This window comes from Mesorhizobium sp. M2D.F.Ca.ET.226.01.1.1 (assembly GCF_004022705.2).
Lineage (GTDB): Bacteria > Pseudomonadota > Alphaproteobacteria > Rhizobiales > Rhizobiaceae > Mesorhizobium.
Map to the genome: position 1 here is coordinate 173,717 of NZ_RZOY02000013.1, position 25,644 is coordinate 199,360.

26 protein-coding genes and 1 pseudogene are annotated in these 25,644 nt (G+C 63.8%); 11 read left to right on the forward strand and 16 right to left on the reverse strand.

Translation table 11 applies throughout. The features are described from left to right. Positions 1 to 47: 47 nt before the first annotated feature. The gene (locus EN869_RS27050) at positions 48 to 674 is read left to right on the forward strand and encodes a TetR/AcrR family transcriptional regulator (protein ID WP_127229855.1); all 627 of its coding nucleotides are present in this window, start codon (positions 48 to 50) and stop codon (positions 672 to 674) included. On the opposite strand, the gene EN869_RS27055 is transcribed toward EN869_RS27050, so the two are convergent. Then, positions 616 to 1,563, reverse strand: a complete 948-nt coding sequence (locus EN869_RS27055) for a LysR family transcriptional regulator (protein WP_127229856.1) — start codon at positions 1,561 to 1,563, stop codon at positions 616 to 618. The genes EN869_RS27050 and EN869_RS27055 overlap by 59 nt on opposite strands. 115 nt (positions 1,564 to 1,678) lie before the next feature. Between EN869_RS27055 and EN869_RS27060 the strand changes: the two genes are divergently transcribed. Both EN869_RS27060 and EN869_RS27070 read left to right on the forward strand, forming a co-directional pair. Further along, on the forward strand, positions 1,679 to 2,317 hold the full coding sequence (locus tag EN869_RS27060; protein WP_127229857.1) for an FMN-dependent NADH-azoreductase: 639 nt from the start codon (positions 1,679 to 1,681) through the stop codon (positions 2,315 to 2,317). Positions 2,318 to 2,668: 351 nt separating this feature from the next. Then, positions 2,669 to 3,601, forward strand: coding sequence for a 3-keto-5-aminohexanoate cleavage protein (locus EN869_RS27070; RefSeq protein ID WP_127229858.1), 933 nt, complete (start codon positions 2,669 to 2,671; stop codon positions 3,599 to 3,601). Between the two features lie 45 nt (positions 3,602 to 3,646). On the opposite strand, the gene EN869_RS27075 is transcribed toward EN869_RS27070, so the two are convergent. Then, positions 3,647 to 3,940, reverse strand: coding sequence for an HlyU family transcriptional regulator (locus tag EN869_RS27075; protein WP_127229859.1), 294 nt, complete (start codon positions 3,938 to 3,940; stop codon positions 3,647 to 3,649). A gap of 68 nt (positions 3,941 to 4,008) precedes the next feature. After that, the gene (locus tag EN869_RS27080) at positions 4,009 to 4,650 is read right to left on the reverse strand and encodes a TetR/AcrR family transcriptional regulator (protein ID WP_127229860.1); all 642 of its coding nucleotides are present in this window, start codon (positions 4,648 to 4,650) and stop codon (positions 4,009 to 4,011) included. A gap of 168 nt (positions 4,651 to 4,818) precedes the next feature. Here EN869_RS27080 and EN869_RS27085 point away from each other — a divergent pair, with 168 nt between their 5' ends. Together EN869_RS27085 and EN869_RS27090 are read left to right on the forward strand one after the other, a co-directional pair. Continuing rightward, the gene (locus EN869_RS27085; RefSeq protein ID WP_127229861.1) at positions 4,819 to 5,496 is read left to right on the forward strand and encodes a PspA/IM30 family protein; all 678 of its coding nucleotides are present in this window, start codon (positions 4,819 to 4,821) and stop codon (positions 5,494 to 5,496) included. Positions 5,497 to 5,536: 40 nt separating this feature from the next. Beyond that, the gene (locus EN869_RS27090) at positions 5,537 to 5,797 is read left to right on the forward strand and encodes a YiaA/YiaB family inner membrane protein (protein WP_127229862.1); all 261 of its coding nucleotides are present in this window, start codon (positions 5,537 to 5,539) and stop codon (positions 5,795 to 5,797) included. Between the two features lie 84 nt (positions 5,798 to 5,881). Here EN869_RS27090 and EN869_RS27095 read toward each other — a convergent pair whose 3' ends face one another. The 5 genes from EN869_RS27095 to dnaG form a co-directional block, all read right to left on the reverse strand. Beyond that, positions 5,882 to 6,538: a PadR family transcriptional regulator gene (locus EN869_RS27095; RefSeq protein WP_167507088.1), complete on the reverse strand. Its 657-nt coding sequence runs from the start codon at positions 6,536 to 6,538 to the stop codon at positions 5,882 to 5,884. A gap of 134 nt (positions 6,539 to 6,672) precedes the next feature. After that, positions 6,673 to 7,053, reverse strand: coding sequence for a DCC1-like thiol-disulfide oxidoreductase family protein (locus EN869_RS27100; protein WP_189341278.1), 381 nt, complete (start codon positions 7,051 to 7,053; stop codon positions 6,673 to 6,675). A gap of 71 nt (positions 7,054 to 7,124) precedes the next feature. Next, positions 7,125 to 7,418 (reverse strand): GYD domain-containing protein, encoded by a 294-nt coding sequence (locus tag EN869_RS27105; protein WP_112126880.1) that lies wholly within the window; start codon positions 7,416 to 7,418, stop codon positions 7,125 to 7,127. 161 nt (positions 7,419 to 7,579) lie between these two features. Beyond that, positions 7,580 to 9,607: an RNA polymerase sigma factor RpoD gene (gene rpoD / locus EN869_RS27110; protein ID WP_127229864.1), complete on the reverse strand. Its 2,028-nt coding sequence runs from the start codon at positions 9,605 to 9,607 to the stop codon at positions 7,580 to 7,582. Between the two features lie 426 nt (positions 9,608 to 10,033). Next, a complete protein-coding gene (dnaG, locus tag EN869_RS27115; RefSeq protein WP_127229865.1) occupies positions 10,034 to 11,980 on the reverse strand; it encodes a DNA primase in 1,947 nt (648 codons plus the stop codon). A 342-nt stretch (positions 11,981 to 12,322) separates the two neighbouring features. Between dnaG and EN869_RS27120 the strand changes: the two genes are divergently transcribed. The 3 genes from EN869_RS27120 (at position 12,323) to EN869_RS27130 (ending at position 15,591) form a co-directional block, all read left to right on the forward strand. Further along, on the forward strand, positions 12,323 to 13,987 hold the full coding sequence (locus tag EN869_RS27120; RefSeq protein WP_127229866.1) for a Na/Pi cotransporter family protein: 1,665 nt from the start codon (positions 12,323 to 12,325) through the stop codon (positions 13,985 to 13,987). A gap of 66 nt (positions 13,988 to 14,053) precedes the next feature. Then, positions 14,054 to 14,329, forward strand: a complete 276-nt coding sequence (locus EN869_RS27125; RefSeq protein WP_127229867.1) for a DUF2061 domain-containing protein — start codon at positions 14,054 to 14,056, stop codon at positions 14,327 to 14,329. Positions 14,330 to 14,409: 80 nt separating this feature from the next. After that, entirely contained in the window at positions 14,410 to 15,591 is a 1,182-nt protein-coding gene (locus EN869_RS27130; RefSeq protein ID WP_127229868.1) for an MFS transporter, read from the forward strand. A 32-nt stretch (positions 15,592 to 15,623) separates the two neighbouring features. Here the strand turns inward: EN869_RS27130 and EN869_RS27135 are convergent, their stop codons facing one another. Next, on the reverse strand, positions 15,624 to 17,000 hold the full coding sequence (locus tag EN869_RS27135; RefSeq protein ID WP_167498710.1) for a PLP-dependent aminotransferase family protein: 1,377 nt from the start codon (positions 16,998 to 17,000) through the stop codon (positions 15,624 to 15,626). A gap of 110 nt (positions 17,001 to 17,110) precedes the next feature. On the opposite strand from EN869_RS27135, the gene EN869_RS27140 reads away from it, so the two are divergent. Then, a complete protein-coding gene (locus tag EN869_RS27140) occupies positions 17,111 to 17,497 on the forward strand; it encodes a DUF983 domain-containing protein (RefSeq protein ID WP_127229870.1) in 387 nt (128 codons plus the stop codon). Between the two features lie 3 nt (positions 17,498 to 17,500). Here EN869_RS27140 and EN869_RS27145 read toward each other — a convergent pair whose 3' ends face one another. Beyond that, positions 17,501 to 18,058 (reverse strand): GNAT family N-acetyltransferase, encoded by a 558-nt coding sequence (locus tag EN869_RS27145; protein ID WP_127229871.1) that lies wholly within the window; start codon positions 18,056 to 18,058, stop codon positions 17,501 to 17,503. Between the two features lie 44 nt (positions 18,059 to 18,102). Further along, positions 18,103 to 18,812 (reverse strand): annotated as a pseudogene (locus EN869_RS27150) (DNA helicase). 283 nt (positions 18,813 to 19,095) lie between these two features. Here EN869_RS27150 and EN869_RS27155 point away from each other — a divergent pair. Further along, entirely contained in the window at positions 19,096 to 20,094 is a 999-nt protein-coding gene (locus tag EN869_RS27155) for a hypothetical protein (RefSeq protein ID WP_127229872.1), read from the forward strand. Positions 20,095 to 20,103: 9 nt separating this feature from the next. Here EN869_RS27155 and EN869_RS27160 read toward each other — a convergent pair whose 3' ends face one another. After that, entirely contained in the window at positions 20,104 to 20,553 is a 450-nt protein-coding gene (locus EN869_RS27160) for a GatB/YqeY domain-containing protein (RefSeq protein WP_127229873.1), read from the reverse strand. Positions 20,554 to 20,817: 264 nt separating this feature from the next. On the opposite strand from EN869_RS27160, the gene carA reads away from it, so the two are divergent. Beyond that, positions 20,818 to 22,023: a glutamine-hydrolyzing carbamoyl-phosphate synthase small subunit gene (gene carA / locus EN869_RS27165; protein ID WP_127229874.1), complete on the forward strand. Its 1,206-nt coding sequence runs from the start codon at positions 20,818 to 20,820 to the stop codon at positions 22,021 to 22,023. 26 nt (positions 22,024 to 22,049) lie between these two features. Here the strand turns inward: carA and EN869_RS27170 are convergent, their stop codons facing one another. The 4 genes from EN869_RS27170 to mntR form a co-directional block, all read right to left on the reverse strand. Further along, positions 22,050 to 23,336 (reverse strand): TCR/Tet family MFS transporter, encoded by a 1,287-nt coding sequence (locus EN869_RS27170; RefSeq protein ID WP_127229875.1) that lies wholly within the window; start codon positions 23,334 to 23,336, stop codon positions 22,050 to 22,052. Positions 23,337 to 23,602: 266 nt separating this feature from the next. After that, positions 23,603 to 24,514 (reverse strand): neutral zinc metallopeptidase, encoded by a 912-nt coding sequence (locus EN869_RS27175; protein WP_127229876.1) that lies wholly within the window; start codon positions 24,512 to 24,514, stop codon positions 23,603 to 23,605. Positions 24,515 to 24,691: 177 nt separating this feature from the next. Further along, positions 24,692 to 24,880, reverse strand: a complete 189-nt coding sequence (locus EN869_RS27180) for a hypothetical protein (RefSeq protein ID WP_127229877.1) — start codon at positions 24,878 to 24,880, stop codon at positions 24,692 to 24,694. Between the two features lie 101 nt (positions 24,881 to 24,981). Continuing rightward, positions 24,982 to 25,434, reverse strand: a complete 453-nt coding sequence (mntR, locus tag EN869_RS27185) for a manganese-binding transcriptional regulator MntR (RefSeq protein ID WP_127229878.1) — start codon at positions 25,432 to 25,434, stop codon at positions 24,982 to 24,984. Positions 25,435 to 25,644: the final 210 nt, after the last annotated feature.

The following is a 25,644-nucleotide window of genomic DNA, read 5'->3' on the forward strand; positions in this document are numbered from 1 at the left end:
CAACATACAGTCTGTATGTAAATGCAAATAACATACAGGCTGCATGTATGCAACAGGAGTCCGGACGCCGTTCCAACCGCGATCGTACCGAGGCGACGCGCGCCGATCTGATCCGCGCGGCGCGAAAGCTGTTTACGGAAAAATCCTATGCCGAGACCGGCACGCCCGAGATCGTCGCCGAGGCCGGCGTGACGCGCGGCGCGCTCTATCATCACTTCGCCGACAAGCAGGCGCTGTTCGCCGCGGTCGTGGAACAGGAGGCGGCGGCAGTGGCTGCCGAGATCGACCATGCCTCCCCGCCCTCGCTTTCCGCCTGCGACGCCTTGATCGCCGGATCGGACGCCTATCTCAAGGCCATGCGAGCGCCCGGCCGCACACGCCTTCTGCTGCTAGACGGCCCGGCCGTGCTTGGCCGCGCCGCCATGGACGCAATAGATAACCGCCATGGCAACCGCTCGCTGCGCGAGGGCCTGGTCGCCGCGATGCGGGCGCAAGCGATGACCAGATTGCCGGCCGAAGCGCTGACCGCCCTGCTGGCGGCCGCCTTCGACCGGGCAGCTTTAGCCATCGAGGCCGGCGCGTCTGCCGAGGATTATCGCGCGGTGCTGATTGCGCTCATGGACGGCTTGTCTCCGGCCCCTCCTCCGTCCACACGCCCGGCTCCATCTCGTTGAAGCAGCCCAGCTGCCGCTTGAACTCGTCGATCAACCAGGACGCCGCCGGCTTGGGGCTGCGGTCGTTGCGGTGCATGGCATACATCGGCGAACGAACCTCGCGATAAGGCTCGAGATCGAGTTCGACCAAGCGGCCGCTGGCAAGATCGTCGGCAATCAGCCAGCGCGGCAACCCGCCCCAGCCGAGACCTTCGCGCATCAGTGCGTGCTTCGTGCGCACATCCGTCAGCCGCCAGGTGCGGTAGGCAAAGACGCCATAGTCGCGCCCGCGCGTCCGCTCCGACTGGTCGGTGACGACGAGCTGGATATGCTCGCGCAGATCCTCGACCGCGACCGGCTTGGGCAGTTTCGCCAGCGGATGGTCGGGCGCCGCCGCCGGGACCATCGAGGTGAAGCCAATGTACAGCAGATTGACTTCGGCATCGCCCTGCAGGCCGCCGAAGCCAAGATCCACCTGGCCATTGACAACCTGATCGACGATCAGGCCAAGCGAGCCGATATAAAGGCGCAGCATCACCGCCGGAAACTGGGCCTCGAAGGCCTTGAGCACGCGCACCAGCGCTGGCGAAGGCAGTGTCACGTCGACCGATATCGCCACTTCCGCCTCCAGCCCCTGCCGGTAGCCGTCGGCGCGTGAACGGATGCGCTGCAGCACGCCGATCATGCGTCGCGCGTCCTCCAGCATCGCCTTACCGACATCCGTCAGTTGCGGCTCGCGCACGCCTTCACGCTCGAACAATTTCAGGCCGAGCTGCGCTTCGAGATTGGCGATACCGTAACTCACCACCGACTGCGCCCGGTTGAGCTTGCGCCCCGCTGCCGAGAAGCTGCCGGTATCGGCCACCGCCACCAGGATTTGGAGCTGGTCCAATGTCGGGTTCGGTTGCATAGGCAGTCCATCCGTTTTGTTGATGGATTATATATAGATTATGCCAGTTATCCTGATGGGGCAGCAATCCCATATTGCGGGGGAAAGTTCAATCCAACCCCAAGGGGACACCGCCATGTCTATTCTTCTCGTAACCTCCAGCCCGCGCGGCACTGCTTCGCACTCGACCCGCGTCGCCACCGATCTTGCCCAGAAGCTGGTTGCAGCCGATCCGTCCAACACGCTCGTCGTGCGCGACCTGGTCGCCAACCCGCTGCCGCATATCGACCCTGACTACGCCACCGGCATCTACACGCCGGCCGAAGCCCGCACGCCGCGCCAAGCCGAGGTCGTCGGCGTTTCCGACGCCGTGCTCGACGAGGTCTTCGCCGCCGACACGATCATCCTCGCCACCGGCTTCATCAACTTCAACATCTCCTCGACGTTGAAGTCCTGGGTCGACCACGTCGCCCGCTCGGGCAAGACCTTTGCCTATGGCGAAGGCGGTCCGAAGGGTCTCGTCAGCGGCAAGAAGGTCTATATCGTGCTCGCTTCCGGCGGCATCTATTCGGAAGGCGCCGCGGTGCAGATGGACCACGCGGTTCCCTATCTGCGCAGCGTGCTCGGCTTCCTCGGCATGACCGACGTTGAAGTCATCCGCGTCGAGGGCGTGGGCATGGGCGCTGACGCCGTCACCGCCGCGCTCGCCAAGGCCACCGCCAAGGTCGACGCCATCGCTGCCGCCAATGCCGAGCAGGTTGCCGCCGCGGCCTGATCGCCACACCGGAAATGAAAGAGGCAGGCGCCCGCCAGCGCCTGCCTATTCTGTATTTGGCTCCCGGCCGGCGCTGGTGATCGTGGCGATCCAGAACGCGCTGCCGATCTGGAACGACTTTTTCTTGCCCCTGGTGCTGATCACCCCCGACAATTTGAGGACACTGCCTCAGGGGCTGACCGTGTTCGTTGACGAATTCACCACCGATTGGGGGTGCTGTTCGCCGGGCTGACACTGGCGGCGCTGCCGATTACCTTGCGCTACATCGTGCTGTCGAGGCAGTTCATCTCCGGCATCACGCAAGGCGCGGTCAAATAGGCGCGGTCAAAACAGGAAGTCAGGGCATCAAAAGTGGCGAACCAGAACAAGATCATCATCACCTGTGCGGTCACGGGCTCGATCCATACCCCGTCGATGTCGCCGCATCTGCCGGTGACGGCCGAGGAGATCGCGACCGCGGCGATCGAGGCGGCCGAGGCGGGTGCCGCGATCGTCCACCTTCACGCCCGCAACCCGGTCGACGGGCGCCCCGATCAATCTACCGAGGCCTTCGCGCCGTTCCTGCAGGTCATCAAGCAGCGCTCCAACTGCGTCGTCAACATCACCACCGGGGGTGCGGCGACGATGAGCGTGGAGGAGCGCGTCAGGCCGGCGAAGATGTTTGCCCCCGAAGTCGCGTCGCTCAACATGGGCTCGATGAATTTCGCGCTGTTTCCGATGCTGGAGCGGTTCAAGACCTTCGAGCATGACTGGGAGCGGCCCTATCTCGAATCCTCGCGCGACCGCATCTTCCGCAACACCTTTGGCGACATCGAGCACATATTGCGCACCTGCGCCGACAACGGCACGCGCTTCGAAATCGAGTGCTACGACATCGGCCATCTCTACACGCTGGCGCATTTCGTCGAGCGCGGCCTGGTCAAGGCGCCGTTCTTCGTCCAGAGCGTGTTCGGCATCCTCGGCGGCATCGGCACGCATCCGGAGGATGTCGCCCACATGAAACGCACGGCCGACCGGCTGTTCGGCAACGACTATCGCTGGTCGGTGCTCGGCGCCGGCCGCCATCAGTTGCCGATCGCCACGCAGGCGATTGCGCTGGGCGGCAATGTGCGCGTCGGCCTCGAGGATTCGCTGTGGATCGGCAAGGGCAAGCTCGCCCGCTCCAGCGCCGAACAGGTCACCAAGGTGCGCCAGATCATCGAAGGCCTCGGCGCCTCGATCGCCACGCCAGACGAGGCGCGCCAGATCCTGCAGCTCAAGGGCGGCGACAAGGTCGCGTTCTGAGTAGCTAGCCGTAATTGAAAGCCTGGCTATTCCGACCCTGCCCGGCTAGCCGAACATCCTCTCGCCCTGCTCGTCGACCAACTGGATGCCCTTCTTGATCGAGATGTCGACGGCATCGTCCAGCCCGGCGAAGCGGTCGGCGCGGATGAAGCGGTGCTCCTTCAACACGCCGTCCACTTCCTTCGAGACGACGCCGCAGGTCTGGTACTGGCCCTCGGCCTTGTAGGGCGTCGCGCTGATGAGAAACCCCTTGTGCTCGACCTGCTTTGCCGGTTTGGCCGCGCCGGCTTCCGTTGCCTCGCCACCGCCGCCGCCAAAAAGCTTCTTCAGAAAAGACATTTCTCAAAACTCCCATTTCACGCGGGCACCAGGAAATCGCGGCGCCCCTTGTTCACGCTGGCCCCTGTTCACGCGGGCTTTGTCTCAGCATGCGCGAATGCGCCGCCGTGTTCCAGTCCCTTGACGAAAACACCGACCAGCAGCTCGATCTGATGCCAGATCTCCTCGGCCTGGCGGCTGTCCGAATTCGCCACATAGCCGCTGGTCACAATGCCATGCACGCTTGACCACAAGGTCCGCGCCGCAAGCGCGCGGCGCTTGTCGTCGAGGCCGAAGTCTCCGGCCTTGAGCACGCCGGCGACGATGTCGAACAATTCGTCGAGCAGCGCGTCGTAGGCGTCGGGGCCAGGCCGCGTCGCGCGGCGGCGGTTGAAGGCAAGCACCGCCGGCCAGCTGCCGGGATGCGCCTCGACGAACCGCACATAAGCGGCCGCCATCGCCAGGATGCGATGCTGGACATCGGTCACCCCTTGCCTTTCGAGATCGGCCATGGCCGCGATGCCGGCCGCGCCGAGCCGGTCGAGCAGCCGCATGTTGACGGCGCGGTGCACCTCGTCGAGATCGGCAAAGAGATTATAGACCGATCCGACCGAGATGCCGGCCTGCTCGGCGATGGTGCGCGCCTTCAGATTTGCGGCGCCGCCCTCATTGAGCAGCGTCTCGGCAATGGCGAGCACCTTCTCGCTCGTTTCTTCCTTGTCCAGCGCCATGCTGTTTCCTGTCTTCTGTCCAGCGCCCGGCCCGGAATTCATCTCCATTTCTTTCCGTTTACCATGTCCCACGCCTCGTGAACAGCGTTCAAAATATTTCTTGAACAATGTTCATTTCCTGTTATGTTGACATCGTGAACAATGTTCACACCAACAGGGAGAAGACCCATGTTTAGCCTGATCAAGACATTGCTTGACGGCGCCAGCGCTCGCGCCGAAGACAATCTGAAGGATCGTTTCGCCATCGACCTTCTGGCCCAGCGCATCCGCGACGCGGAGGCAGGCCTCGCCGCCGCCAAGCAGACGCTCGCCTCGCTGATCGTGCGTCAGCGTGCCGAGCAGGCCAGCCTCGACCAGCTCGACCGCCGCATCGCCGATCTGGAAACCCGTACGCTGAGCGCGCTGTCGGCCAACAACCAGGCCCTTGCCGAAGGCGGCGCCTCGGCGATCGCCGAGCTCGAGAATGAGCGCGAGGTCCGCCGCGCCACCGTGAAGAGCCTCGGCGAGAAGACCTTGCGCATGCGTCTGTCCGTCGAACAGGCGCATCGCCGCATCATCGATCTCAACCAGGGCATGATCTCGGCCCGGGCGATCGATGCCGAACGCAAAGCGCAGTCGCGCCTCAACCGTTCGATCGGCCGCACGGCGAGCATCAACGAGGCGGAAGAACTGCTCGCCCGCATCAAGGACAGCCCCGACCCGTTCGAGGAGGCCGGCATCCTCGACGAGATCGACGGCGAGCTGCGCCACGAGGCGATCCGCGAACGCCTCGCCGAAGCCGGCCACGGGCCGGCCACCAAGGTGCGCGCCGAGGACGTTCTGGCGCGCCTCAAATCCCTGAACTGAACCCGCAATTTCCGAAACAGATCATCCAAGGAGCAATACGATGAACGGCAATCAGACCTATATCCTGTTCAACACCGTCTCGGTGGGCGCCGCCTATTTCATGCTCGGCCTGTCGCTGTGGCTGGCCCCGGTCGACCTCTCCACCAAGGGCTACTGGGCGATGGGCATCCTCCTGCTCACCGGCAGCCTGGTGAACCTGGTCAAGTACCGCACCGACGAACGCATCTCGGCCGAGACCACCGCCAAGATCCAGAAGGCGCGCAACGAGAAGCTGATCAGCGAATATGTCGGCAAGGATTGACTTCCCATATCGATCGCCAACCGAACGAAATAAGCCCGGATTGCTCCGGGCTTATTTCGCTGTTCTGAAGAATTGCGGAAAGCGTTAGCGACGAGCCAGGGCCTCGATCGCCTCGGCGGCATCCTCCAGGATGCTGATCGCCTCGGCCTGCTTGTCTTCCGGCGCGTCGGCGATGTCGCCGAGTGCCGCGCGCAGCCGGTGGCGCAGCGCGCGGAACTGGTCGCGCTTTTCCGAACGGCCGCGGCGCCCCTCGTCCTTGTCGTCGCCCCAGCCAAACCATTCGCGCGCCGCGGCCATCTTGCGGCCGAAGCGCTCGAGATGGTCGAGCACGCTGTCGATCATCTCGCGGTTCTCCTCGAGATGCGCCCTGCCGGCCTCGGTGATCGAAAACACCTTCTTGTTGCCTTCGCTCGAAGACACCGCATAACCCGCCTCCTCCAGGAAGGTCAGCGTCGGATAGACCACGCCCGGGCTCGGGCTGTAGATGCCACTGGTGCGCTCTTCCAGCGCCTTGATGATGTCGTAGCCGTGGCGCGGCGCGTCTGCCAGCAGCGACAGCGTGATCAGCTTGAGATCGCCGTCGGCGAGCATCCGGCCGGCGCGGAACATGTCGCCCGGGCCGCCGCGTCCGCCGCCCCTGCCCCCAAACGGGCCGAAGCCGCCGCCACCGCCCCGGCCGCCGAACTTGCCGGCCATATGCATGAACATGCGCTCGCCGAAATGATTGTGTCTGCCGTGCATGATTTGCTCCATATTTATATCTAACGATATATCTTACGTAAGTTCGATCGCGTCGGGAGTCAAGATATATCTTACGATGTATCTTGGATGATGCCAAGGAGCCCGCGCACGGCCTCGAACGCTAAGCGATCGGGCTACCAGCGGCGCTTGCGCCGGTTCCAGGCGTAGAGAAGGTCGGCGAAACGGTCGTAGGCAAAGCGCGTCAAAGGCAGCGCGATCACGTTGCCGAACAGGCTCGCCAACCACCCCTCGCCCGGCGTGAGCCGCCAGACCGCGATCGCCACATCAGCGCCGACCAGCAGCCGCCCTTCGCCATCGGTCGCATGCAGCCGGCGGCGGATATCCTCAAGCGACGCGCCGAAGGCTGAAAGCGCTTCCGGCTCGAAATTGATGTCGCGGAATTCCACGCGGCCAGCCTTGACCGCCTCGATCAGCCGCCGCTTCTGGTGATTGATGCCGGCGTCGCACACCGGGCAACGCGTGTTGTACCAGACGGTCAACAGCGGCTTGGGCATGGCGCGACTATCGGCTACCGCGCGCTGCGCCGCGATGCGACGCGTCGGCCCGACTGTTTTTCAGCAGCGCTTCATCCAAGCGAGCTGATGATCTCGCGATAGGCGAATTCCGGAAACGCCTTCAACGTCCGCGTCCTGACGCTGCCTCCGGAGGACAGCATGAGAGCGAAGCGCGCCAGCACCGCGTCGTCGGGCGCCTCGACCACGGCCACCATGTCGCATTCGCCCATGGTGAGATAGAACGCCTTGAACGACCCACCCATATCCCCCAGTTGCTTCTTGGCGGCATCGAGCCGTTTCGGCGACTCTCGCACATTCCTGGCGCCCTGCTCGGTCCAGTTGAGAAGCAAGATATAAGTCGTCATGGCACACCTCCCATCGGAGCGACGTTGCCGGGGCATCCGGCCAACCGTCCGGAAATGCGTTCGACGTTGAGTATCCTACCGCCTGTCGTTCCCGGCAAGCGCGGCTGGAAATGAAAAAGGGCGCCGGAGGCGCCCTTCGATCTCGTATGGATGCGTTCCGCTCAGCTGTCCAGGAAGCTTCTCAGCTTACGGCTCCTGCTCGGATGCTTGAGCTTGCGCAGCGCCTTGGCTTCGATCTGGCGGATGCGCTCGCGCGTCACCGAGAACTGCTGGCCGACTTCCTCCAGCGTGTGGTCGGTATTCATGCCGATGCCGAAGCGCATGCGCAGAACGCGTTCCTCGCGCGGCGTCAGCGAGGCGAGCACCCGCGTCGTCGTCTCGCGCAGATTGGCCTGGATCGCGGCGTCGATCGGCAGGATCGCCATCTTGTCCTCGATGAAGTCGCCGAGATGCGAATCCTCCTCGTCGCCCACCGGGGTTTCAAGCGAGATCGGCTCCTTGGCGATCTTCAGCACCTTGCGCACTTTTTCGAGCGGCATCGCGAGCTTCTCGGCCAGTTCCTCCGGGGTCGGCTCGCGGCCGATCTCGTGCAGCATCTGGCGCGAGGTGCGCACGATCTTGTTGATCGTCTCGATCATGTGCACCGGAATGCGGATGGTGCGCGCCTGGTCGGCGATCGAGCGGGTGATGGCCTGCCGGATCCACCAGGTGGCGTAGGTCGAGAACTTGTAGCCGCGGCGGTACTCGAATTTGTCGACTGCCTTCATCAGGCCGATATTGCCTTCCTGGATGAGATCCAGGAACTGCAGGCCGCGGTTGGTATATTTCTTGGCGATGGAGATGACGAGACGCAGGTTCGCCTCGACCATTTCCTTCTTGGCAATCGCGGCCTCGCGCTCGCCCTTCTGCACCTGGTTCACGATCTTGCGGAATTCCAGGATCGAGATGGCGGTTTCGGTGGCAAGGTTCTGGATCTCGGCGCGCAGCTCCTTGATCGCATCCTTCTCGTTCTTGGTGAATTCCTTCCAGCCGCGCGAGGTCAGGTTGGCGATCGAGCGGGTCCAGTTCGGATCGAGCTCCGAGCCCTGATACTCCTTGAGGAATTCCTCGCGGCGCACGCCATAGCTTTCGGCGAGCCGAAGCAGCTTGCCCTCGTTCTGCACCAGGCGCTTGTTGATGTCGTAGAGCTGCTCGACCAGCGCCTCGATGCGCGCGGCATTGAGCGACAGCGACTTCACGGCCTTGATCAGCTGATCCTTCAGCTCCTTCAGCCGGCGGTCCTGGCTGGGCGAGAGCGTGCCGGCGGCGGCCAGCCGGTTCTCGACCTGCTGGTCCTGCAGCTTGCGAAGCTTCTTATAGGTGTCGGCGATGACGTCGAGCGTCTCCATCACCTGCGGACGCAGCTCCGCTTCCATCGCGGCCAGCGACAGGCTCGCCTCGTCCTCGTCGTCTTCCTCTTCCTCCAGCCCGCGCGTGTCGCTGCCGACATTGGTGATGTCGTCTTCTTCCTCGCGCGCCGCCGCGCGGCCGCGCGGCTTCTCATCGGGCTTGGGCGCTTCCTCGACGCGTTCGACGACGGGCGCCTGCTTGGCCTCCGGGCCGGCATAGGTCGCCTCGAGGTCGATGATCTCGCGCAGCAGGATCTTCGATTCGTTGAGCTCGTCGCGCCAGATGATGATGGCCTGGAAGGTTAGCGGGCTTTCGCATAGGCCCGCGATCATCGTTTCGCGGCCGGCCTCGATGCGCTTGGCGATGGCGATTTCGCCCTCGCGCGACAGAAGCTCGACCGAGCCCATCTCGCGCAGATACATGCGCACCGGATCGTCGGTACGATCGGTCGGCTCTTTCTTGGTGGTGGTGGCCGCGACGGCGGTGCCGGTCTGCTCGGCAAGCTCGTTGGCGTCTTCCTCGCTGTCGGCGGGCGCTTCGGCTTCGCTCTCTTCACCCTGCTCGTCGTCCTCGACGACATTGATGCCCATGTCGTTGAGCATCGCATTAATGTCTTCGATGCGATCCGGATCCGTCTCTTCCGAGGGCAGCACCGCATTGAGCTCGTCGAGCGTGACATAGCCGCGTTTCTTCGCGGCCTTGATCATCTTCTTGACAGCATCGTCGGAAAGGTCGAGCAGAGGGCCATCGGTGGCGCCTTCGCGTTCGGTCTCGACCTCTTCCTTTTCCTTTGTCGCCATTCTTTGTCGTCTCCAAGCGGCCGAATATCGAGGCCGCGTAAACTGTCGAATTGGTTATGCCGGATGCGCTCGCACCGGAACGCTTTTTATCGGTCCGGCAACCGCGTCATCGCTTTTGTTTTGTGCCTGTCGCTGGTCCCAAACCGGTTTTCACTTTTGGGCGACATGCATTAAGTCCAGATTAACCCTGATATCTGGAGCAGGCACTTTGCCTGTCCAGACGTCACCGATACCTCACATCGCTCAAATTTCCCGCCGACGCCGGGGCACGGTTAACGTTTCGAATCGTCCTGATTCCGCCAATCTGCCAGAAGGTCAAGCGCCTCTGGCATGATTCGCATGAAAAAAGCGAATCAATTACCCGACTTAGAGGCGTCGATTCGACGCGCTGCACATTTCCACTTCATTTCCAGGAGCAGTTCCGGCCTAAACGCGTCCAACCCTGCCCGACGAAACGCCGAACCCTTCGATCAGCGCTTCCGTTGCCTGCACATCGTTGAATTGCGCTTGAATCTCGACGAGATGCCGGAAGTTTTCGTCCGAGGGATCCGCATCGAGCGCCGCCTGCGCCTGTTTCAGCTCTCTATGTAATGTGCGGGCGCTGCGCTGCAAGTGCAGCGCCTGGTTGAAGGCGTCGCGGGCGTCGTCGAGCGCCGCAGTTTCGAGCGCCGGCCACTGCCGCGCCCGCTTGATCAGCGCCACCGCCCTCTCCCAGATGCCGCCGCAGCCCGCCCGTTCGATGGTGGCGATAACCGCGCCGCGGTCGTCGGCCGCGTCATGCGCCATCGCATCGAGGATTGCGGCGTGGAGTGTGCGCAAATCCGAATTGGCAAGGTCAAGGAATTCGACATGGGCGAAGTTCTCGTCGATCAGGGCCGGATGGTTGACCAGCGCCACGATGATCGTCGCCTCGCGCACCGACATGCCCTCGCCGCCGCGCTTGACCAGCGCCGACTGGCCGAGGCTTTCGGTGATGGCGATGCGGCCGGTCGCGCCCTTAGCGAACTGTCCGCCGAGTGCCGGGGGCTTGCCCTGGCCGCGCTCTCCCGGCCGGCCGCCATCCTGACGGCCCTGCCGCTGGCCGCGCTGCGAACCGAAGAAGCTCTGTTCGCGCTCGCGCATTTCTTGCTGGTAGTGATAGCGCGTGCTTTCGTCACGGATGCGGCTGGTCAGCTCGCGCAGCGTCTTCCCAAGTTCCGCCCGCCGCTCCGGCGTGTCGAAGACACCGCCCGCCGTCTCGCGCATCCACAACAGATCGACCAGCGGTCGCGCGTCGGCAAGCACAGCACGGAATGCGTCCGGCCCCTCGGCCTTGACCAGATCGTCTGGATCCTTGCCTTCCGGCAACAGCGCGAAGCTTGCCGAGCGCCCGGCCTGTACAGACGGCAGCGCAAGATCGGCGGCCCGCCATGCCGCCTTCAGCCCGGCCTTGTCGCCGTCGAAGCAAAGCACCGGCTCGGGCGACATGCGCCACAACAATTCAAGCTGGTTTTCGGTGAGCGCCGTCCCGAGCGGCGCCACGGCGTTCTCGAAGCCGGCCTGCGCCAGCGCGATCACGTCCATATAGCCTTCCACCGCGATAACGGTGCCGCCTTTCGCGAGTGCCTTGCGGGCGCGGGCGAAATTGTAGAGCACGTTACCCTTGTGGAAGAGCTCGGTATCGGGCGAGTTCATGTATTTGGCTAAAGCATCGGGCGCCAGCGCGCGTCCGCCGAAGGCGATGATCTTGCCGCGCGAATCCGGGATCGGGAACATGATGCGGTCGCGGAACCAGTCATAGGAGACCGGGATGTCGTCGCCATGCCGCACCAGCCCGCAGGCTTCGATATCGGCCTTCGGCACGCCCTTTGCCGCGAGATGCTCCTTCAGGGCATTGCGGCTGTCGGGCGCGTAGCCCAGCCGAAACGATTGCTGCGTCGCCGACGTCAATCCGCGCTCCCTGAGATAGGCGCGGGCTTTTGCCCCTTCCGGGCTCTGCAGGCGCTCCTGGAAGAAGGCGGTCGCCATCTCCATCACGTCGGTCAGGCTGGCGCGCTCCTTCTCGCGGCGCTCTTCCTGGACGTCGCGGACCGGCGTCGGCACGCCTGCCATCTCGGCGATCTTCTCCACCGCTTCGGGAAAGCTCATGCCGTCGAGCTCGGTGAGGAACTTGAAATGGTCGCCCGATGCCGAGCAGCCAAAGCAGTGATAGCGGCCCTTCTTGTCCTCGCAGTGGAAGGACGGGCTTTTCTCGCCGTGGAACGGGCAGCAGGCCCAATAGTCGCCGCGCGAGGCATTGGTCTTCCTCCTGTCCCAAGCGACGCGCGTGCCGATCACCGATGAAATCGGGACGCGGTCGCGTATCTCGTCGAGGAAGGCGGGCGGAAAGCGCATCGGGAAAGCTCGTTTGCCTCCATATAATCAAGCAGACCGGTCGCGGCGACTCTATCCGGCTCATCGTACCCGCTTTTCACAGACGAAAAGAAGGCGACCTAGCAGCCGCCTTCTCTTTGGATTCTGGATTGGCGCGATTTACTGCGCGGCGGTCGCGCCGAAGAGGCGTGTGCAACCAAAGGGCTCTCCGTTCATTTCCGACATGCGCCGTCGAGCAGAGACGATCATCGCATCAGAAAAATCTATTACCCGGCTAATGTTAACTGGTGTATTTCCAAGCCTCGAAATGGCTATGAATCGTACCCTTCTCCGCGCCGCCAGAGCCGCCCTTCGAGGTCGGCCATGAGCGGCTCCGTTGTCCTCCTGCAGCTTGCCGGCGCGGTGGCGCTGATGCTGTTTGCCACCCGCATGGTGAAGACCGGTGTCGAGCGCGCCTATGGCGAAGTGCTGCGCCACAGGCTGCGCGCCACCATGCGCAACCCGATCATGGCGGTGCTGGCCGGCTGCGGGCTGTCGATCGCACTGCAGAGCTCGACCGCGGTGACGCTGCTGGTCGGCTCCTTCGCCGGCGCCGGCATCGTTTCGGGCGCCGCCGGACAGCTTGCCGTGCGCGGCGCCGAGATTGGTTCGGCGCTGGTGGTCAAGCTGCTCACCTTCGATCTGACGCTGCTGGTGCCGCTCTGCCTGATCGCGGGAACGGTCATGTTCATGGCCACGGAGCGGCGCGACTGGCGGCAGTTGGGCCGTATCCTGATCGGCATCGGCCTATTGATCCTGTCGCTGGAGATGATCGGGCAGGCGTCGGAACCGTTGCGCCAAAGTTCGCTGATGCCGCTGATCATCAGCTATTTCTCCGGCGATTTCGTCACCGCCTATCTGCTCGCGGCACTCGTCACCTGGCTCTTCCATTCCTCGATCGCCGCCGTGCTGCTTCTGGTGACGCTGGCGGGGCGCGGCTTCATCCCTCCGGAGCTCGGCATCGTGCTGGTGCTCGGCGTCAATCTCGGTTCCTCCGTTATCGCGCCCTTGCTCACCCGCAGTGCCGATCCAGGCATCCGCGTCGTGCCGATCGGCAACCTCTTGATGCGCGGCATGGGTTCGCTGGTGATGCTGATCCTGTTCATGACGGTGAAGCCGCCGATCGGCCTTCTTGGCGCCACCGTGCCCGATCAGATCGTAAACGCGCACATCCTGTTCAATGTAATTATCCTGCTCGCCGGCCTGCCGCTTGCGGGCCTTGTCTACCGCGTTTCCGAGAAGATCGTAGCGGTCAGCGCCAAGCCCGATCCGGCGGCGGCGCTCGACGTCGTAGAACTCTCGGCGCTGAACGAGAGCGCACTCGACACGCCGAGCCAGGCTTTGGCCAACGCAACGCGCGAAGTGGTGCGGGTCTGCGAGACGGTCGAGATCATGCTGAAGCGCATCATCGAACTTTACGAGGATGCCGATCCCGCCAAGATCAAGGCGCTCGCCGCGCTCGACGACCGCGTCGACAACAAACACGCCGCGATAAAGCTCTATCTCGCCAAGATCACCAGGAACCCGCTGACCGAGGACGAAGCGCTGCGCTGCCAGGAACTGATCGGCGCCTGCGTCAAGCTGGAGCAGGTCGGCGACATCATCGTGCGCAACATGCTGGTGCATGTGAAGAAGAAGCTGGAGCGTGGCCTGGAATTCACGCCGGAAGGCTGGCGCGAGCTTTGCGCCTTCCATGCCTCGGTGCTGGCCAATGCGCGCCTTGCCTTCAACGTACTGGTTTCGCGCGATCCGGAAACCGCGCGCCAGCTGGTGCTGGAAAAGGATCTCCTGCGCGAGCGGGAAAAGGAAACCAGCGCCAGCCATTTCCTGCGCCTGCGCGACGGCACGGCCAAGAGCGTCGAGACCAGTTCCATTCACCTCGACACTATCCGCGACCTCAAGCAGATCAACTCGCTACTCGCCTCGATCGCCTATCCAGTGCTGGAGGAGCGCGGCCTGCTCGGCGGCTCGCGGCTGAAGGCCAGCTAAGGGCATCGAAAAATTAGTCTTTGCTCATCCTCGCTCCCGTCGGCTAAGGATCGTCCTGAGGACCTATTGGGAGGACGATCGGTCGAGGACACGCATTCGCGCAGCTTCGCCAAGGCGCTTTCGTGGCGCGCCACCGGCACGATCGACACGATGATCATATCGCTCGTGGTCACCGGCAGCGTAAAGCTCGCTGCGGCCATCGGCGGGACCGAAGTCGTTACCAAGTCGCTGCTCTTTTACCTTCATGAGCGGGCGTGGCTGAAAATTCCGTATGGCCGGAACAAGAAGTCTGCCTCGCCGTTCGCTGCCGAGGCAGAGTTAAATCCGGTCAAGAAAAGCTAAAGCGGCATCGACATTTTCTGCATTGCCGGCAGCGCGCGTCCATGGTTTGACGCCCTGCATTCAAACCAAGCCTTTGCGCCATGCTGCCGTTGATTGCCCTTTTCCTTGCCGCTTTCGCCTTTGGCACCACCGAATTCGTCATCGCCGGCGTGCTGCCCGAGGTGGCGCAGGGCCTTGGCGTTTCGGTGCCGACCGCCGGCTATCTCGTCTCCGGCTATGCCTGCGGCATCGCCATCGGCGGCCCGCTGCTGGCTTTAGCCACCGCCACGGTATCGCGCAAAGCACTGCTGGTCGGGCTGACGGTCGCCTTCACCCTTGGCCAGGCGGCCTGCGCGCTGGCGCCAGACTTCACATCGATGCTTCTGCTGCGCATTGCAACCGCGGTGGCGCATGGCTGCTATTTCGGCGTCGCCATGGTGGTCGCGGTCAGCCTGGTGCGCGAGGACCAGCGCGGACGAGCGGTCGCGGTTATCCTTTCAGGCCTTACAGTCTCCAATGTCATCGGCGTGCCGGCCGGCACAGCGATCGGCAGCCTGTGGGGCTGGCGCGCGACCTTCTGGGTGATGGGCGCGCTTGGCATCATCGCCATAATCGCCATGCTGGCGCTGCTGCCGCGCACCGCAGGCGCCGCCAACCGGCCGGCTGGCCTGGCGCGCGAAGTGCGTGTGCTCGCCCGCCAGCAGGTCTGGACGTCGCTGATCCTGATGCTGATGCTGATGATCGGCCAGTTCGGGCTGTTTACCTATATCACGCCGACGCTGCTCGAGGTCACCGGCATCGATGAAAGCCTGGTCCCCTGGGTGCTGCTGCTCAACGGCGTCGGCGCCACGATCGGCGTGCTCGTCGGCGGCAAGCTCGCCGACTGGAAGTTGATGCCGTCGCTGATCACCATGCTCGCCCTGCAAGCGGTGATCCTGGGCGTCATCCATATCGTAAGCCCCTACCCGCAGCCGATGATCGTCGCGATCGTCATCTGGGGCGGTCTCAACTTCGCCATCGGCGCGCCGATCCAGACGCGCATCCTCGCCTGGACGGCCGATGCTTCCAACCTCGCTTCCGCGCTGATCCCCTCCGGCTTCAATGTCGGCATCGCGCTTGCCGCGTCGCTGGGTGCTGCAATGCTCAATGCCGGCTATGGCTATCGCAGCCTGCCGCTGGCCGGCGCATTGGCCATGCTGGTGGCGGTCGTGGTGGCTGTCGTCTCGCAGGCCTGGGAATGGCGCAGCCGCGCGACGCCGCCGCTGCCGGCAGCAGCGGAGTAACAGGCCCCGCGCCTGACCGTCGGCCTCTCGGTTCACGCCTTCGATCGTGAGACGCCAGGGGCTCCCGAAAGGATGGACGCCAGGCTGTGAAGGCCTTCCTCCAGCCGTTCGCGGTTGGGGGTAGCGCCCACCGCCAGACGAAAGCCGTTGGCAAAGTCCTGCCCGACAGCGAATTCTTCCGCGGGGCTTATGGCCAGCCCGCGACGGCGGGCAATGTCGGCGAGTTCGGCCGAGCGCAACTGGCTCTCCAGCGGATACCACAGATGCAGGCTGGTGTCGGTTGCCACGAAACCTTTGGGCAGGATGTTGCGGGCGATCTCTTGCCTGGCCCGCGCTTCGACGCGCACGCCAGCGGTGATCTCCTCGGCGAGGCCGCTTCGCAACCATTCGCAGGCAAGACCCGTCATCAGCGGCGGCGCCATCATGGTGGTGCCGCGTATCGCTACCGCTACCCGCTCGGCCGCCTGCGGGTCGGGCGCCGCCAGGAAGGCCGTGCGCAGGAAGGGCGAGATGCATTTCGCCAATGTCGCGACATGGAAGGTCCGCCCCGGCGCCAGTTCCAGAAAGGCCGGCGGCGGCGCGGCGAGCAACCTTCTGTAAGGATCGTCCTCGACGATGACCAGCTCGAGCTTGCCGGCCATGCGGGCGAGTTCGCGCCGCCTGCCTTCGGACATGACCAGTGCGGTTGGATTTTGCAGCGTCGGATTGAGGTAGAGGACGCGCGCGCCGTGCCGTCGCGCCGCCGCTTCGAGATCGTCAGGCCGCATGCCCTCTGCATCGCCTCCGACAGCGGCGAGCTTGCGTCGCGTTGCCCCGGCCAACCCGATCAGCCCGGGATAGGTGAGCGCATCGGCAAGGATCGTGTCGCCCTCGCGGGTCTCAGACAACAGCACGGCCGTGAGCAAAGCCTGTGCGCCGGAACCGACGACAACCCTGTCGACCGGCAGCCTGCCGCCCGCTGCCGCAAGCCATGATGAACCGACGGCGCGCTCCACCGGCGAACCCGGCCCGGGATGATAGGAAAGCAGCGCTTCAGCGCTGGAGCGCTTGAGCAGCCCTTCGACCCCTGCCCGGATCAAAGCCGGCAGGTTGAGGCCGGCCGGTGCCGGCGGAATGTTCATGCTGAGATCGAGGACAGGCTCTTCCGGATCGCCCGGCGTGACGAAGGTGCCGCGACCCGCCGTCGCGTCGATAAGGTTCCTGCGCCTGGCTTCGGAAAACGCCCGCGTGACGGTCGTAAGATCGACCCCCAGCAGCCGGGCGAGCTCACGCTGCGGCGGCAACCTGTCGCCGGGCTGCAAGCGGCCGTTCGAACGGGCATCCGCGAGGGCGTCGACGATCTTGAGATAGACCGGGCGCGGCCCTGCCTCCAGAACCGGTAGCCAACCAATGTCGCTTTCGTCGCTCACTTGCCGCTGATCCATACATTTTGTCGCATTGTATGCATACAAGAATGATATATGTATGCATCAGAGACCTCAAGGCCGGGCTGGCCACACGGTCCACTGGAGTGACGATCATGCAAGACCTTGCGCATCATCCACATCTGGTCCCCTGGCAGGTAGGGATCCGGGGCCGCTGCCCGCGTTGCGGCGAGGGCCATCTGTTCGAGGGGTTCTTGAAACTGGCGCCGAAATGCGATGTGTGCGGGCTCGACTATTCCTTTGCCGATCCCGCCGACGGGCCGGCTTTCTTCGTCATCTGCTTTGCCTGCGTGCCTTCGGTGCTGTTCGCCGTCTGGGCGCAGGTGACCTTCGAGCCCTCCATGTGGTTCCACGCCTTCGTTTCGGTGCCGATCGTTCTCTTGACCTGCATTCCGCCGCTGCGGCCGCTGAAAGGTTGGCTCGTCGCAAGCCAGTTCTACTATAAGGCGGAAGAGGGAAGGCTGGCCAAGCCCGGCGAGTGACCTCTAAAGATCGATCCGGAATTTCAGGCTCTCCGCGCCGCCAAAGGCGGCATCCTCGAAGAAGCGGCCAACGAGCCTGCCGCCATTGGCGGTGATGACCTTGTGCGAAGCCGGATTGCCCGGCTTCGCGGTGATCTCGACATGGTCGAGCCCGACCGCCCTCGCCTCGTCCAGCATCAGCCGCAGCGCTTTGGTGGCATAGCCGCGGCCCCGCTTCCATGGCACTACCGCATAGCCGATATGGCCAAGCACATGCGAAGGCAGCGCCGACGTGCCCTTCTGCCAGCGAAAGCCGATCGAGCCGGCGGCCTCGCCATCCCAGATCCAGCGCCGGAAGCCCGGCAGGCGCTCGACCTTGGTGCCGTCGGGCAAGGTGATCGGCGGCCCCTTCGCCTCGGGATCGTCGAGGCTGGCGAGAAAGGCCACAGGATCCTTTTCGATCGCCTCGAGCTGCTCGCGCGTTGCTTCCAGAAGCCGCACATTGTCGGGCGACCAGCCGCGCTCCAGCGCCGCCTTGTAGGACGGCAGATATTCGAGCGCCGGTTTGACGATTTCGATCATGGCTCGTTTCCTGTCGACACGGATAGCCGCCGGACGGACTGCCCTCAAGTCGCCTGAAATTGGATTTCGCCCTTGTTTAGGAAACACGCCTTGTCGAACAGCGACAGGTCGAGCGGGTTCGGCAGCCGGATATCGCCGATATCCGGAAACGGTTTGCTGGCGGAATCATACGACCTGTCGATCTGCGAGATGAAGACCAGCACCAGTCCGCGTTCCCGGGCAAACGACCTCAGGGCACGGATCTGGACCATGAGCTCGGGATTCTCCCGCCTCTGGTCGAGCAGTTGCAGATAGTCGATGACCGCCAGCGTGCCGCGCGGCGCCGGCCGCAACCTCTCGATGATGTAGCCTGAACTGATGGCGTCGGAATTGTCGAAGGTGACAGGTGATTGAAATCAGCCGGTTCGATCCCGATGTCGCGGAGCCGGTCCAGTATGTCGGCGTGCACATATTCCAGGGTGAAGAACACGGCGCGATTGCCTTGCCTCATCGTCGCCACTGCGAGTTCGAGGCTTATCAGCGTCTTGCCCTGGCCCGGTCGCGCCGCCATCAGGACCATGTCGCCGGGCATAAGCCGCGCCAGCAGCCTGTCGGCCGGCGCCGCCTCGGCGGCCTTGGCCGCAAGCAGGCTCCAGCTGCCGAAGCCCTCTCTGGCTGCGACGCGGTCGAGCGCCTGGTGGAGCGGAACATTTTCCCCGCGAGACAGGAGCCTCGCCTGGCGTTTCAGATAATAGACTGGTGCGGAAAGCCGCATCGAAAACCTCCTGCCTCGAGCAGTCTCGGCAACCCCTCCTTATGTCTGGCGCTCGAACAGTTGGTTGGGTGATCGACCGCCCTGCATGGATGATGCTTTCCCGATGGAGGGAGGAGGCGTGGGCGCGCCGGGAATCAGATGATAGCTCAATCGAAGCGGACCAGAAATCCGCCTGCAAAAGACGTCGCTAAACTAGAAGTGTTTCGCCGATGGTTGCGCGACCTTCTATGATGGGCTCGGGTGATTCTCAGCTACGAGACGTTTCGACAGGAGGGGCAAAACGGTGCGGTCGAGATCTGTTCCGCTGGGCGCGGCCATCTTTTGTCTTGTCGCGATCCTCGCCGCCCTGACGGCGTCGGTCAGCTCATTTGCGGCCTTGCAGCCGTCGACCATTCCCGACTGGCTGCAGCGCCATGTTGGCGATGGCGAGGGCCAGATCTCGCAGGTCGTGCTGGAGCGGGCGCACGCGCTCTACCAGAAGAAAGTCAGCGACGGTTCGGTTAGCAATCCCTGCTACTTCGCCATGGATGCCACGCGTCCCGGCGACCTCGGCAACAGCGTGCTTGGCCAGCGCTACTACGTCATCTGCGAAGCCAAGCAGCTCTTCCGCGCTGTCTCGTCAGGCCATGGCGGCGGTCGCAACCTGAAAGGCGTCGCCGATTTCTCCAACGGCAGGCGCTGCGCGAAAAACTTCGGCAACGCGATGGATTCCGAGCTGACGGCCGGCGGCGCCTATATGACCGCCGAGACCAAGACGTCCTTCAAGGGCTATTACCGCGTCGGCGCGCAAAATGCGGTGTTCATGCGAACCTTCATTCAGTTCGACGGCGAAGGCGAAGCGGCGAACGCCAGGCAGCGCGTGATCGGCGGGCACCCTGCGGCTATTCTGAAGGGCCTATGCATGCGCAAGAGCCCGCAAAGCACCTACGCCGATCATGACGGCTTCGTGCCGTTCGGCAAGCTGGTGAACTATGCCGGCGGCCGCAGCAATGGCTGCACGAGCTGGTCGCCGGCCGATGCCGAGCAGATTATCCCAATGGTGAAGAACAGCCCGACGACGCTCTACATCTACCCTGAATCGCGCGACATCGCCGCGGTCGCGCACGCCAAGTCGAGCGGCCAGGCGCTCTCAGCCGCGGGAACCTATTGGAACGCCTCCTGCCTGAAGGAGATCGGCACTCCAAAGTTCTGGCCGAAGAAGATGCTGGAGCCGATCATCGCGCAGTACAAGAAGGACCATCCGGCACCGACGCCGCAGCCAGTGCCGATCTGCAAGAACTGACGCTGTCGTCTACTGCAGCAACCCCTTGATGATCGCGCTCGCCTTGGCGAAGTCCATCTGCCCGGCATATTTCTGCTTCAGCGCGCCGATCACCTTGCCCATGTCCTTTTGGCTGGCGGCCCCGGACGCCGCGATCGCCTCGCGCGCCGCAGCCTGGATCGCCGCATCGTCGAGCTGTGTCGGCAGGAACTCGCGGATGATCTCCATCTCGCCGCGCTCCTGTGCCGCCAGTTCCGGCCGCTTGCCGTCTTCGAAGGCCTTGGCCGATTCCTCGCGCTGCTTCACCATTTTGGCGAGGATCTGCAGGATCTCCTCCTCGCTTGCCGGCGGCTTGCCGGCGCCGCGATTGGCGATGTCGCGATCGTGGATGGCGGCCTGGATCAAGCGCAGCGTCGGCAGGCGGTGCTTGTCCTGCGCCTTCATCGCGCTCTTCATGGATTCGGCGATTTTCTCGCGCATCGTGCTTCTCCTTCGAGTCCGGCGGACAATAGCTTCGCCGGCCGCGTGACGCAAATCCCGACAAGCCGCTGATTTTGCTGGACGAATGCAAATCCATCCTGGCTTGGCGTCGCCCCATTGACCGCTCCCGCGCCTTCCCCTATGTACTCGGTCCTGCATAAGACAATGAAACCGACGCGTGGGAGCTGAAACATCCAGCTCGCGCGCCTTGCCGCGCAAACGGTCCCGCCGACCGCTTTTGACGCGCCCGACAGGAGTGCCGCCATGGCCACGACCACCGCCCCCTGGGCCACCGAAAAGCCGACCGCCCTTCTGGTGCTCGCCGACGGCACGGTGATCGAAGGCCGCGGGCTCGGCGTCACCGGATCGGCGGTCGCGGAAGTCTGCTTCAACACCGCGCTGACCGGCTACGAGGAGATCCTCACCGATCCGTCTTACGCCGGCCAGATCGTCACCTTCACCTTCCCGCATATCGGCAATGTCGGCACCAATGACGAGGATATCGAGGACTTGCATCCGGCGGCCCGCGCCGGCGCTGTCGGCGCCATTTTCAAGGCCAATGTCACCGACCCCTCGAACTATCGCGCCGCCGGCCATCTCGACCAGTGGCTGAAGCGGCGCGGCATCGTCGCGCTGTCCGGCATCGACACCCGCGCGTTGACCGTGCTGATCCGCGAGAAGGGCATGCCCAATGCCGTCATCGCGCACGCGCCGGACGGCGTCTTCGACGTCGAGGATCTTAAGCGGCAGGCCGCGGCCTGGTCGGGCCTGATCGGCCTCGATCTCGCCAAGGAGGTCACCTCCGGCCAGTCTTCTGTCTGGCGCGAGACGCCCTGGGTCTGGAACGAGGGCTATGGCGAGCGGGGCGTGCCGTCGATGCATGTCGTGGCCATCGACTATGGCGTCAAGCGCAACATCCTGCGCCTGCTGGCGGGCCTCGGCGCCAAGGTCACCGTCGTGCCGGCCAAGACCGGCGCGGAAGAAATCCTCGCCATGCAGCCTGACGGCATTTTCCTGTCGAACGGCCCCGGCGACCCGGAAGCGACCGGCGAATACGCCGTGCCGGTGATCCAGAACCTCTTGAAGACCGACATCCCGGTGTTCGGCATCTGCCTCGGCCACCAGATGCTGGCGCTGGCCCTCGGCGGCAAGACCGAGAAGATGCATCAGGGCCACCATGGCGCCAATCATCCGGTGAAGGACCACACCACCGGCAAGGTCGAGATCGTCTCGATGAACCATGGTTTCGCCGTCGACGCCGACTCGCTGCCCGAAGGCATCGAGGAAACCCACGTCTCGCTCTTCGACGGCTCCAACTGCGGCATCGCGCTGACCGGCCGTCCAGTGTTCTCGGTCCAGCACCATCCCGAGGCCTCGCCCGGCCCGCAGGATTCGCATTACCTGTTCCGGCGCTTCGTCAACCTGATCCGCGAGCGGCGCGGCGAGGAAGCGCTGGCCGAGAGGGCGTAGCTCAAACCGCGGCCAACGGAAGGGCGTCAAGCAGCGTCGGTCGCTGCTTCCTGCGTATGCGCCGCCTCCTGCGAGTGCATGCGCTCGACTTCCTTCGGCGTCGGCTTGGCCACCTTCGTCACGAAGACGATGACCGCCAGCGTGAGGAAAATCGCTCCGAGCACATAAGGAGCGCCGCCGAACACGATCGGCGCGGTCGGGCTCGTGAACCAGGAAAAGATCGCCGTGTAGAGCAGCGGCGTGACGATCGAGGTGATTGAGAAGATCGAGGTCATCGCGCCCTGCAACTCGCCTTGCGACGAAGGCGGGACCTTGGCGGCGGCGAGACTTCTGAGCGGCGGGTCGGCCAGCGATTCCAGGCAGCCGGCCACGATCACCGCATAGATCATCCAGCCTTGCGTAGAGAACGCATAGCCGAAGGCGCTGAGCGCGGTGAACGTCAGCCCGATCGCCGCGGTCTTCCACTCGCCGAGCTTCGGGATGACGCGCGGCAGCACCGTGGCCATGACGATCGCGCCGCACAGACCGAAAGCGCCGAGCGAGAAGCCGATCTGCTGCTGGTTCCAGCCATAGCGGTAGTTGGAGACGAACGACCACACCGCCGGATACATCATGTGGCCGAGCGTCATCAGGAAGAAGACCAGTCCTATCCAGCCGATGCCCGGATAATTGCGCATCTGGATCAGCGTGCCGACCGGATTGGCGCGCTTCCATTCGAAACGGCGGCGATGCTTCTGGTCCAGCGTCTCCGGCAGGAAGACCATCGCGATCAGGAAATTCACCAGGGCAAGTGCCGCTGCGAAATAGAACGGCACACGAGGGCCGAACGTGCCGAGCACCCCGCCCAGCACCGGACCGATGACGAAGCCGACGCCGAAGGCGATGCCGAGCAGGCCGAAATTCTTCGCCCGGTTCTCGTCGTTCGAGATGTCGGCGATGAAGGCCGATGTCGTCGAATAGCTGGCGCCGGAAATGCCTGCGAGCACGCGGCCGATGAACAGCATCGGATAGGACCAGGCGATGGCGCAGATCAGATTGTCGATCGAGAAGGTCAGCACCGAGGCAAGCAGGACCGGCCGGCGCCCGAAACGATCGCTCAGGCCGCCAATGATCGGCGCGAAGAAGAACTGCATCGCCGCATAGACGAAGAACAGCCAGCCGCCCTCGATCGCCGCCTGGCTGACGCTGACGCCGCTCAGCTCCTCCAGATAGGCCGGCAGCACCGGCATGATGATGCCGAAGCCGATGATATCGAGCAGCAGCGTCGTGAAAACGAGCGCAAGGCCCCGCTTGGCGGTTTTCGGATCGATCATGATGACAAGCTCCTCGGGCCGCCCGGGGCGAAGGCGGGAGGCACCTTATAGGCGAGGTTGTCGGCGGGAACAATCCGCGAACGAAGACAAACCTCTTATGCTGACATCAGTTGCCAGCCGCCTCAGATCGCGGATCGCCGATAGTGCGTTTCACCGTTTCCCGGAGACGGTGAAACGCACTGTCTCTTTGTTGATACGCAATTCCCGACGGAAAACCGCTCACACTTTTCCTGGAATTGCTTCAGAAATCAGGCGCATGCGCCGCCTCAGATCGGACCGCTCATCGTGTTGCAGTCGGACAGCTTGCCGCTCTTGAAGCCGCGCGCCAGCCAGGTCTGCCGCTGCTGCGAGGTGCCATGGTTGAAGCTTTCCGGCACGACATAGCCCTGCATTTTCTTCTGCAATGTGTCATCACCGATCTGCTTGGCCGCGTTCAGCGCGCTTTCGATATCGCCCTGCTCCAGGATGCCCTTCTGCTGCGTGTAGTGAGCCCACACACCGGCGAAGCAATCGGCCTGAAGCTCGATGCGCACCGAGAGCTGGTTGGCGTCGACCTCGCTCATGCCTTGCCGCATCTGGTCGAACTTGCCCATGATGCCGGTGAGGTTCTGCACGTGATGGCCGACCTCATGCGCCACCACATAGGCACGCGCGAACTCGCCTGCAGCGCCGAACTGCTGGTCGAGTTGCTGGAAAAAGGTCATGTCGAGATAGACCTTGCGATCACCTGGGCAGTAGAACGGCCCGGCCGCCGCCGAAGCGAAACCGCAGGCCGAACGAACCTGACCGCTGAACAGCACCAGCTTGGGATCCTCGTAGGTCAACCCTTGAGATTTGAAAATGCCGGTCCAGGTATCCTCGGTGTCGGCAAGCACGGTCGCGACGAACTGCTTCATCTCGTCATTGGCGGGCGCGTTGCCATTGTCCTGCGTCTCAGTGATCTGGCCGCCGCCCGGCAGCAGGCCGCCGTCGCCGCCACCCAGGATCTGCGAGGGATCGAAGCCGAAATACCATCCTGCGAGAACGACCAGGATGACTAGGAGGATGCTGCCGCCGCCACCGGTACGGCCGCCGATCGGAACGCGGAACTGGCCGCCGCCGCCCAATCCGCCGCCACCGCCGCTGTCGCTGCGGTCATCCTCGATGTTGTCGCTCTGACGACGGCCTCTCCAAAGCATGGCAACTCCTCGCAATGCAAATGTCCTGGAGGGACTGGCCCACGACCACCCCTTGCAGACAATTATCGCAACGGCCAGTCCGAGTCACAGAATTTTTCAAGCTCCACAAACGTACTGGACCCGGCTAATTCCGATCTGGCGGGTGACGTTCCACTCACGTTAAACCAGCTAAAAGCCTCAGCTTTTCTGCTTGGCGCCCGCACTCTTACCGTCCGAACTTCGCGAACGTTCGTCGAAGCGCGCCGCTCCCTTCTTCAGCGGACGGCCGGTCTCGGCCTCGGTCTTGCGTTCGTCCCTGGCGGCCGCCTGTCGCAATCCCTTGGCTGCTTGCTTTCCTTTAGCGGTCGGTGCCTGTTCGACGCCCATTGCTACCTCCCTGAGCGCGACTACCGCGCGATGTTGGAAGCAACGTTTCTGAGATACGGCGGTTCCGCGTTCCCAGGCTTGAGGACGCCGGTAAATACACTTCAGCGATGCGTCATCGCCCTGCGGAAAGCATCCAGCGTTTCGGCGCTGACATGGTGCTCGATGCCCTCGGCGTCGATGCGCGCCGTCTCGGCGCTGACGCCAAGCGAGCGCAGGAAGGCTTCCACCGTCTGGTGGCGGATGCGGCTTTCCTCGGCGACCTTGCGGCCGGTCTCGGTCAGGAACACGCCGCGATAGGGCTTTCGCGAGACCAGCCCGTCGGCGCACAGCCTGGTCAGCATCTTCGCCACCGTCGGCTGCGCGACACCGAGCCTTGCCGCGATATCCACCTGCCGCGCCTCGTTGCCGTCCTCGATCAGATCGGCGATCAGCTCGACATAGTCCTCGACCAGCGCGCCGCGGCGCGCTTCGCGCGTCTGCCGGAAGCCTTCCGAATGGATTTCGGCATCCGGAAGCGGCTCCTCGCGTCTAATCGGTTTGTTCCTCAGCGCCAATATGCGCTCCTCTAGGCTGCCCTAGAGCATGATGCCGAAAAGTGTGAAGCGGTTTTCGGACGACCTCATGCTCTATCTCTTCGACTGAATCGGGATCGCATCCATAGCACGAACCCCTGATGGTCCGGCCGTTTATTTGCATTCCCGCGCCGGCGCAACCTGCGTCTGGGGAGCCCGCCGCCAGCCCTGTCCCGGCATATCACGAAAGCA

Bases quoted from the DNA above. Each gene is read 5' to 3' on its own strand.
- EN869_RS27080 (WP_127229860.1), bottom strand. From the start codon at position 4,650: ATGGCGCTGGACAAGGAAGAAACGAGCGAGAAGGTGCTCGCCATTGCC.
- EN869_RS27145 (WP_127229871.1), bottom strand. From the start codon at position 18,058: ATGATCGAAATCGTCAAACCGGCGCTCGAATATCTGCCGTCCTACAAG.
- EN869_RS27095 (WP_167507088.1), bottom strand. From the start codon at position 6,538: ATGCACGGCAGACACAATCATTTCGGCGAGCGCATGTTCATGCATATG.
- EN869_RS27120 (WP_127229866.1), top strand. From the start codon at position 12,323: ATGAGCGGCTCCGTTGTCCTCCTGCAGCTTGCCGGCGCGGTGGCGCTG.
- rpoD (WP_127229864.1), bottom strand. From the start codon at position 9,607: ATGGCGACAAAGGAAAAGGAAGAGGTCGAGACCGAACGCGAAGGCGCC.
- EN869_RS27060 (WP_127229857.1), top strand. From the start codon at position 1,679: ATGTCTATTCTTCTCGTAACCTCCAGCCCGCGCGGCACTGCTTCGCAC.
- EN869_RS27175 (WP_127229876.1), bottom strand. From the start codon at position 24,514: ATGCTTTGGAGAGGCCGTCGTCAGAGCGACAACATCGAGGATGACCGC.
- carA (WP_127229874.1), top strand. From the start codon at position 20,818: ATGGCCACGACCACCGCCCCCTGGGCCACCGAAAAGCCGACCGCCCTT.
- EN869_RS27085 (WP_127229861.1), top strand. From the start codon at position 4,819: ATGTTTAGCCTGATCAAGACATTGCTTGACGGCGCCAGCGCTCGCGCC.
- dnaG (WP_127229865.1), bottom strand. From the start codon at position 11,980: ATGCGCTTTCCGCCCGCCTTCCTCGACGAGATACGCGACCGCGTCCCG.
- EN869_RS27130 (WP_127229868.1), top strand. From the start codon at position 14,410: ATGCTGCCGTTGATTGCCCTTTTCCTTGCCGCTTTCGCCTTTGGCACC.
- EN869_RS27100 (WP_189341278.1), bottom strand. From the start codon at position 7,053: ATGCCCAAGCCGCTGTTGACCGTCTGGTACAACACGCGTTGCCCGGTG.
- EN869_RS27140 (WP_127229870.1), top strand. From the start codon at position 17,111: ATGCAAGACCTTGCGCATCATCCACATCTGGTCCCCTGGCAGGTAGGG.
- EN869_RS27180 (WP_127229877.1), bottom strand. From the start codon at position 24,880: ATGGGCGTCGAACAGGCACCGACCGCTAAAGGAAAGCAAGCAGCCAAG.
- EN869_RS27090 (WP_127229862.1), top strand. From the start codon at position 5,537: ATGAACGGCAATCAGACCTATATCCTGTTCAACACCGTCTCGGTGGGC.
- EN869_RS27170 (WP_127229875.1), bottom strand. From the start codon at position 23,336: ATGATCGATCCGAAAACCGCCAAGCGGGGCCTTGCGCTCGTTTTCACG.
- EN869_RS27160 (WP_127229873.1), bottom strand. From the start codon at position 20,553: ATGCGCGAGAAAATCGCCGAATCCATGAAGAGCGCGATGAAGGCGCAG.
- EN869_RS27075 (WP_127229859.1), bottom strand. From the start codon at position 3,940: ATGTCTTTTCTGAAGAAGCTTTTTGGCGGCGGCGGTGGCGAGGCAACG.
- EN869_RS27055 (WP_127229856.1), bottom strand. From the start codon at position 1,563: ATGCAACCGAACCCGACATTGGACCAGCTCCAAATCCTGGTGGCGGTG.
- EN869_RS27105 (WP_112126880.1), bottom strand. From the start codon at position 7,418: ATGACGACTTATATCTTGCTTCTCAACTGGACCGAGCAGGGCGCCAGG.
- EN869_RS27050 (WP_127229855.1), top strand. From the start codon at position 48: ATGCAACAGGAGTCCGGACGCCGTTCCAACCGCGATCGTACCGAGGCG.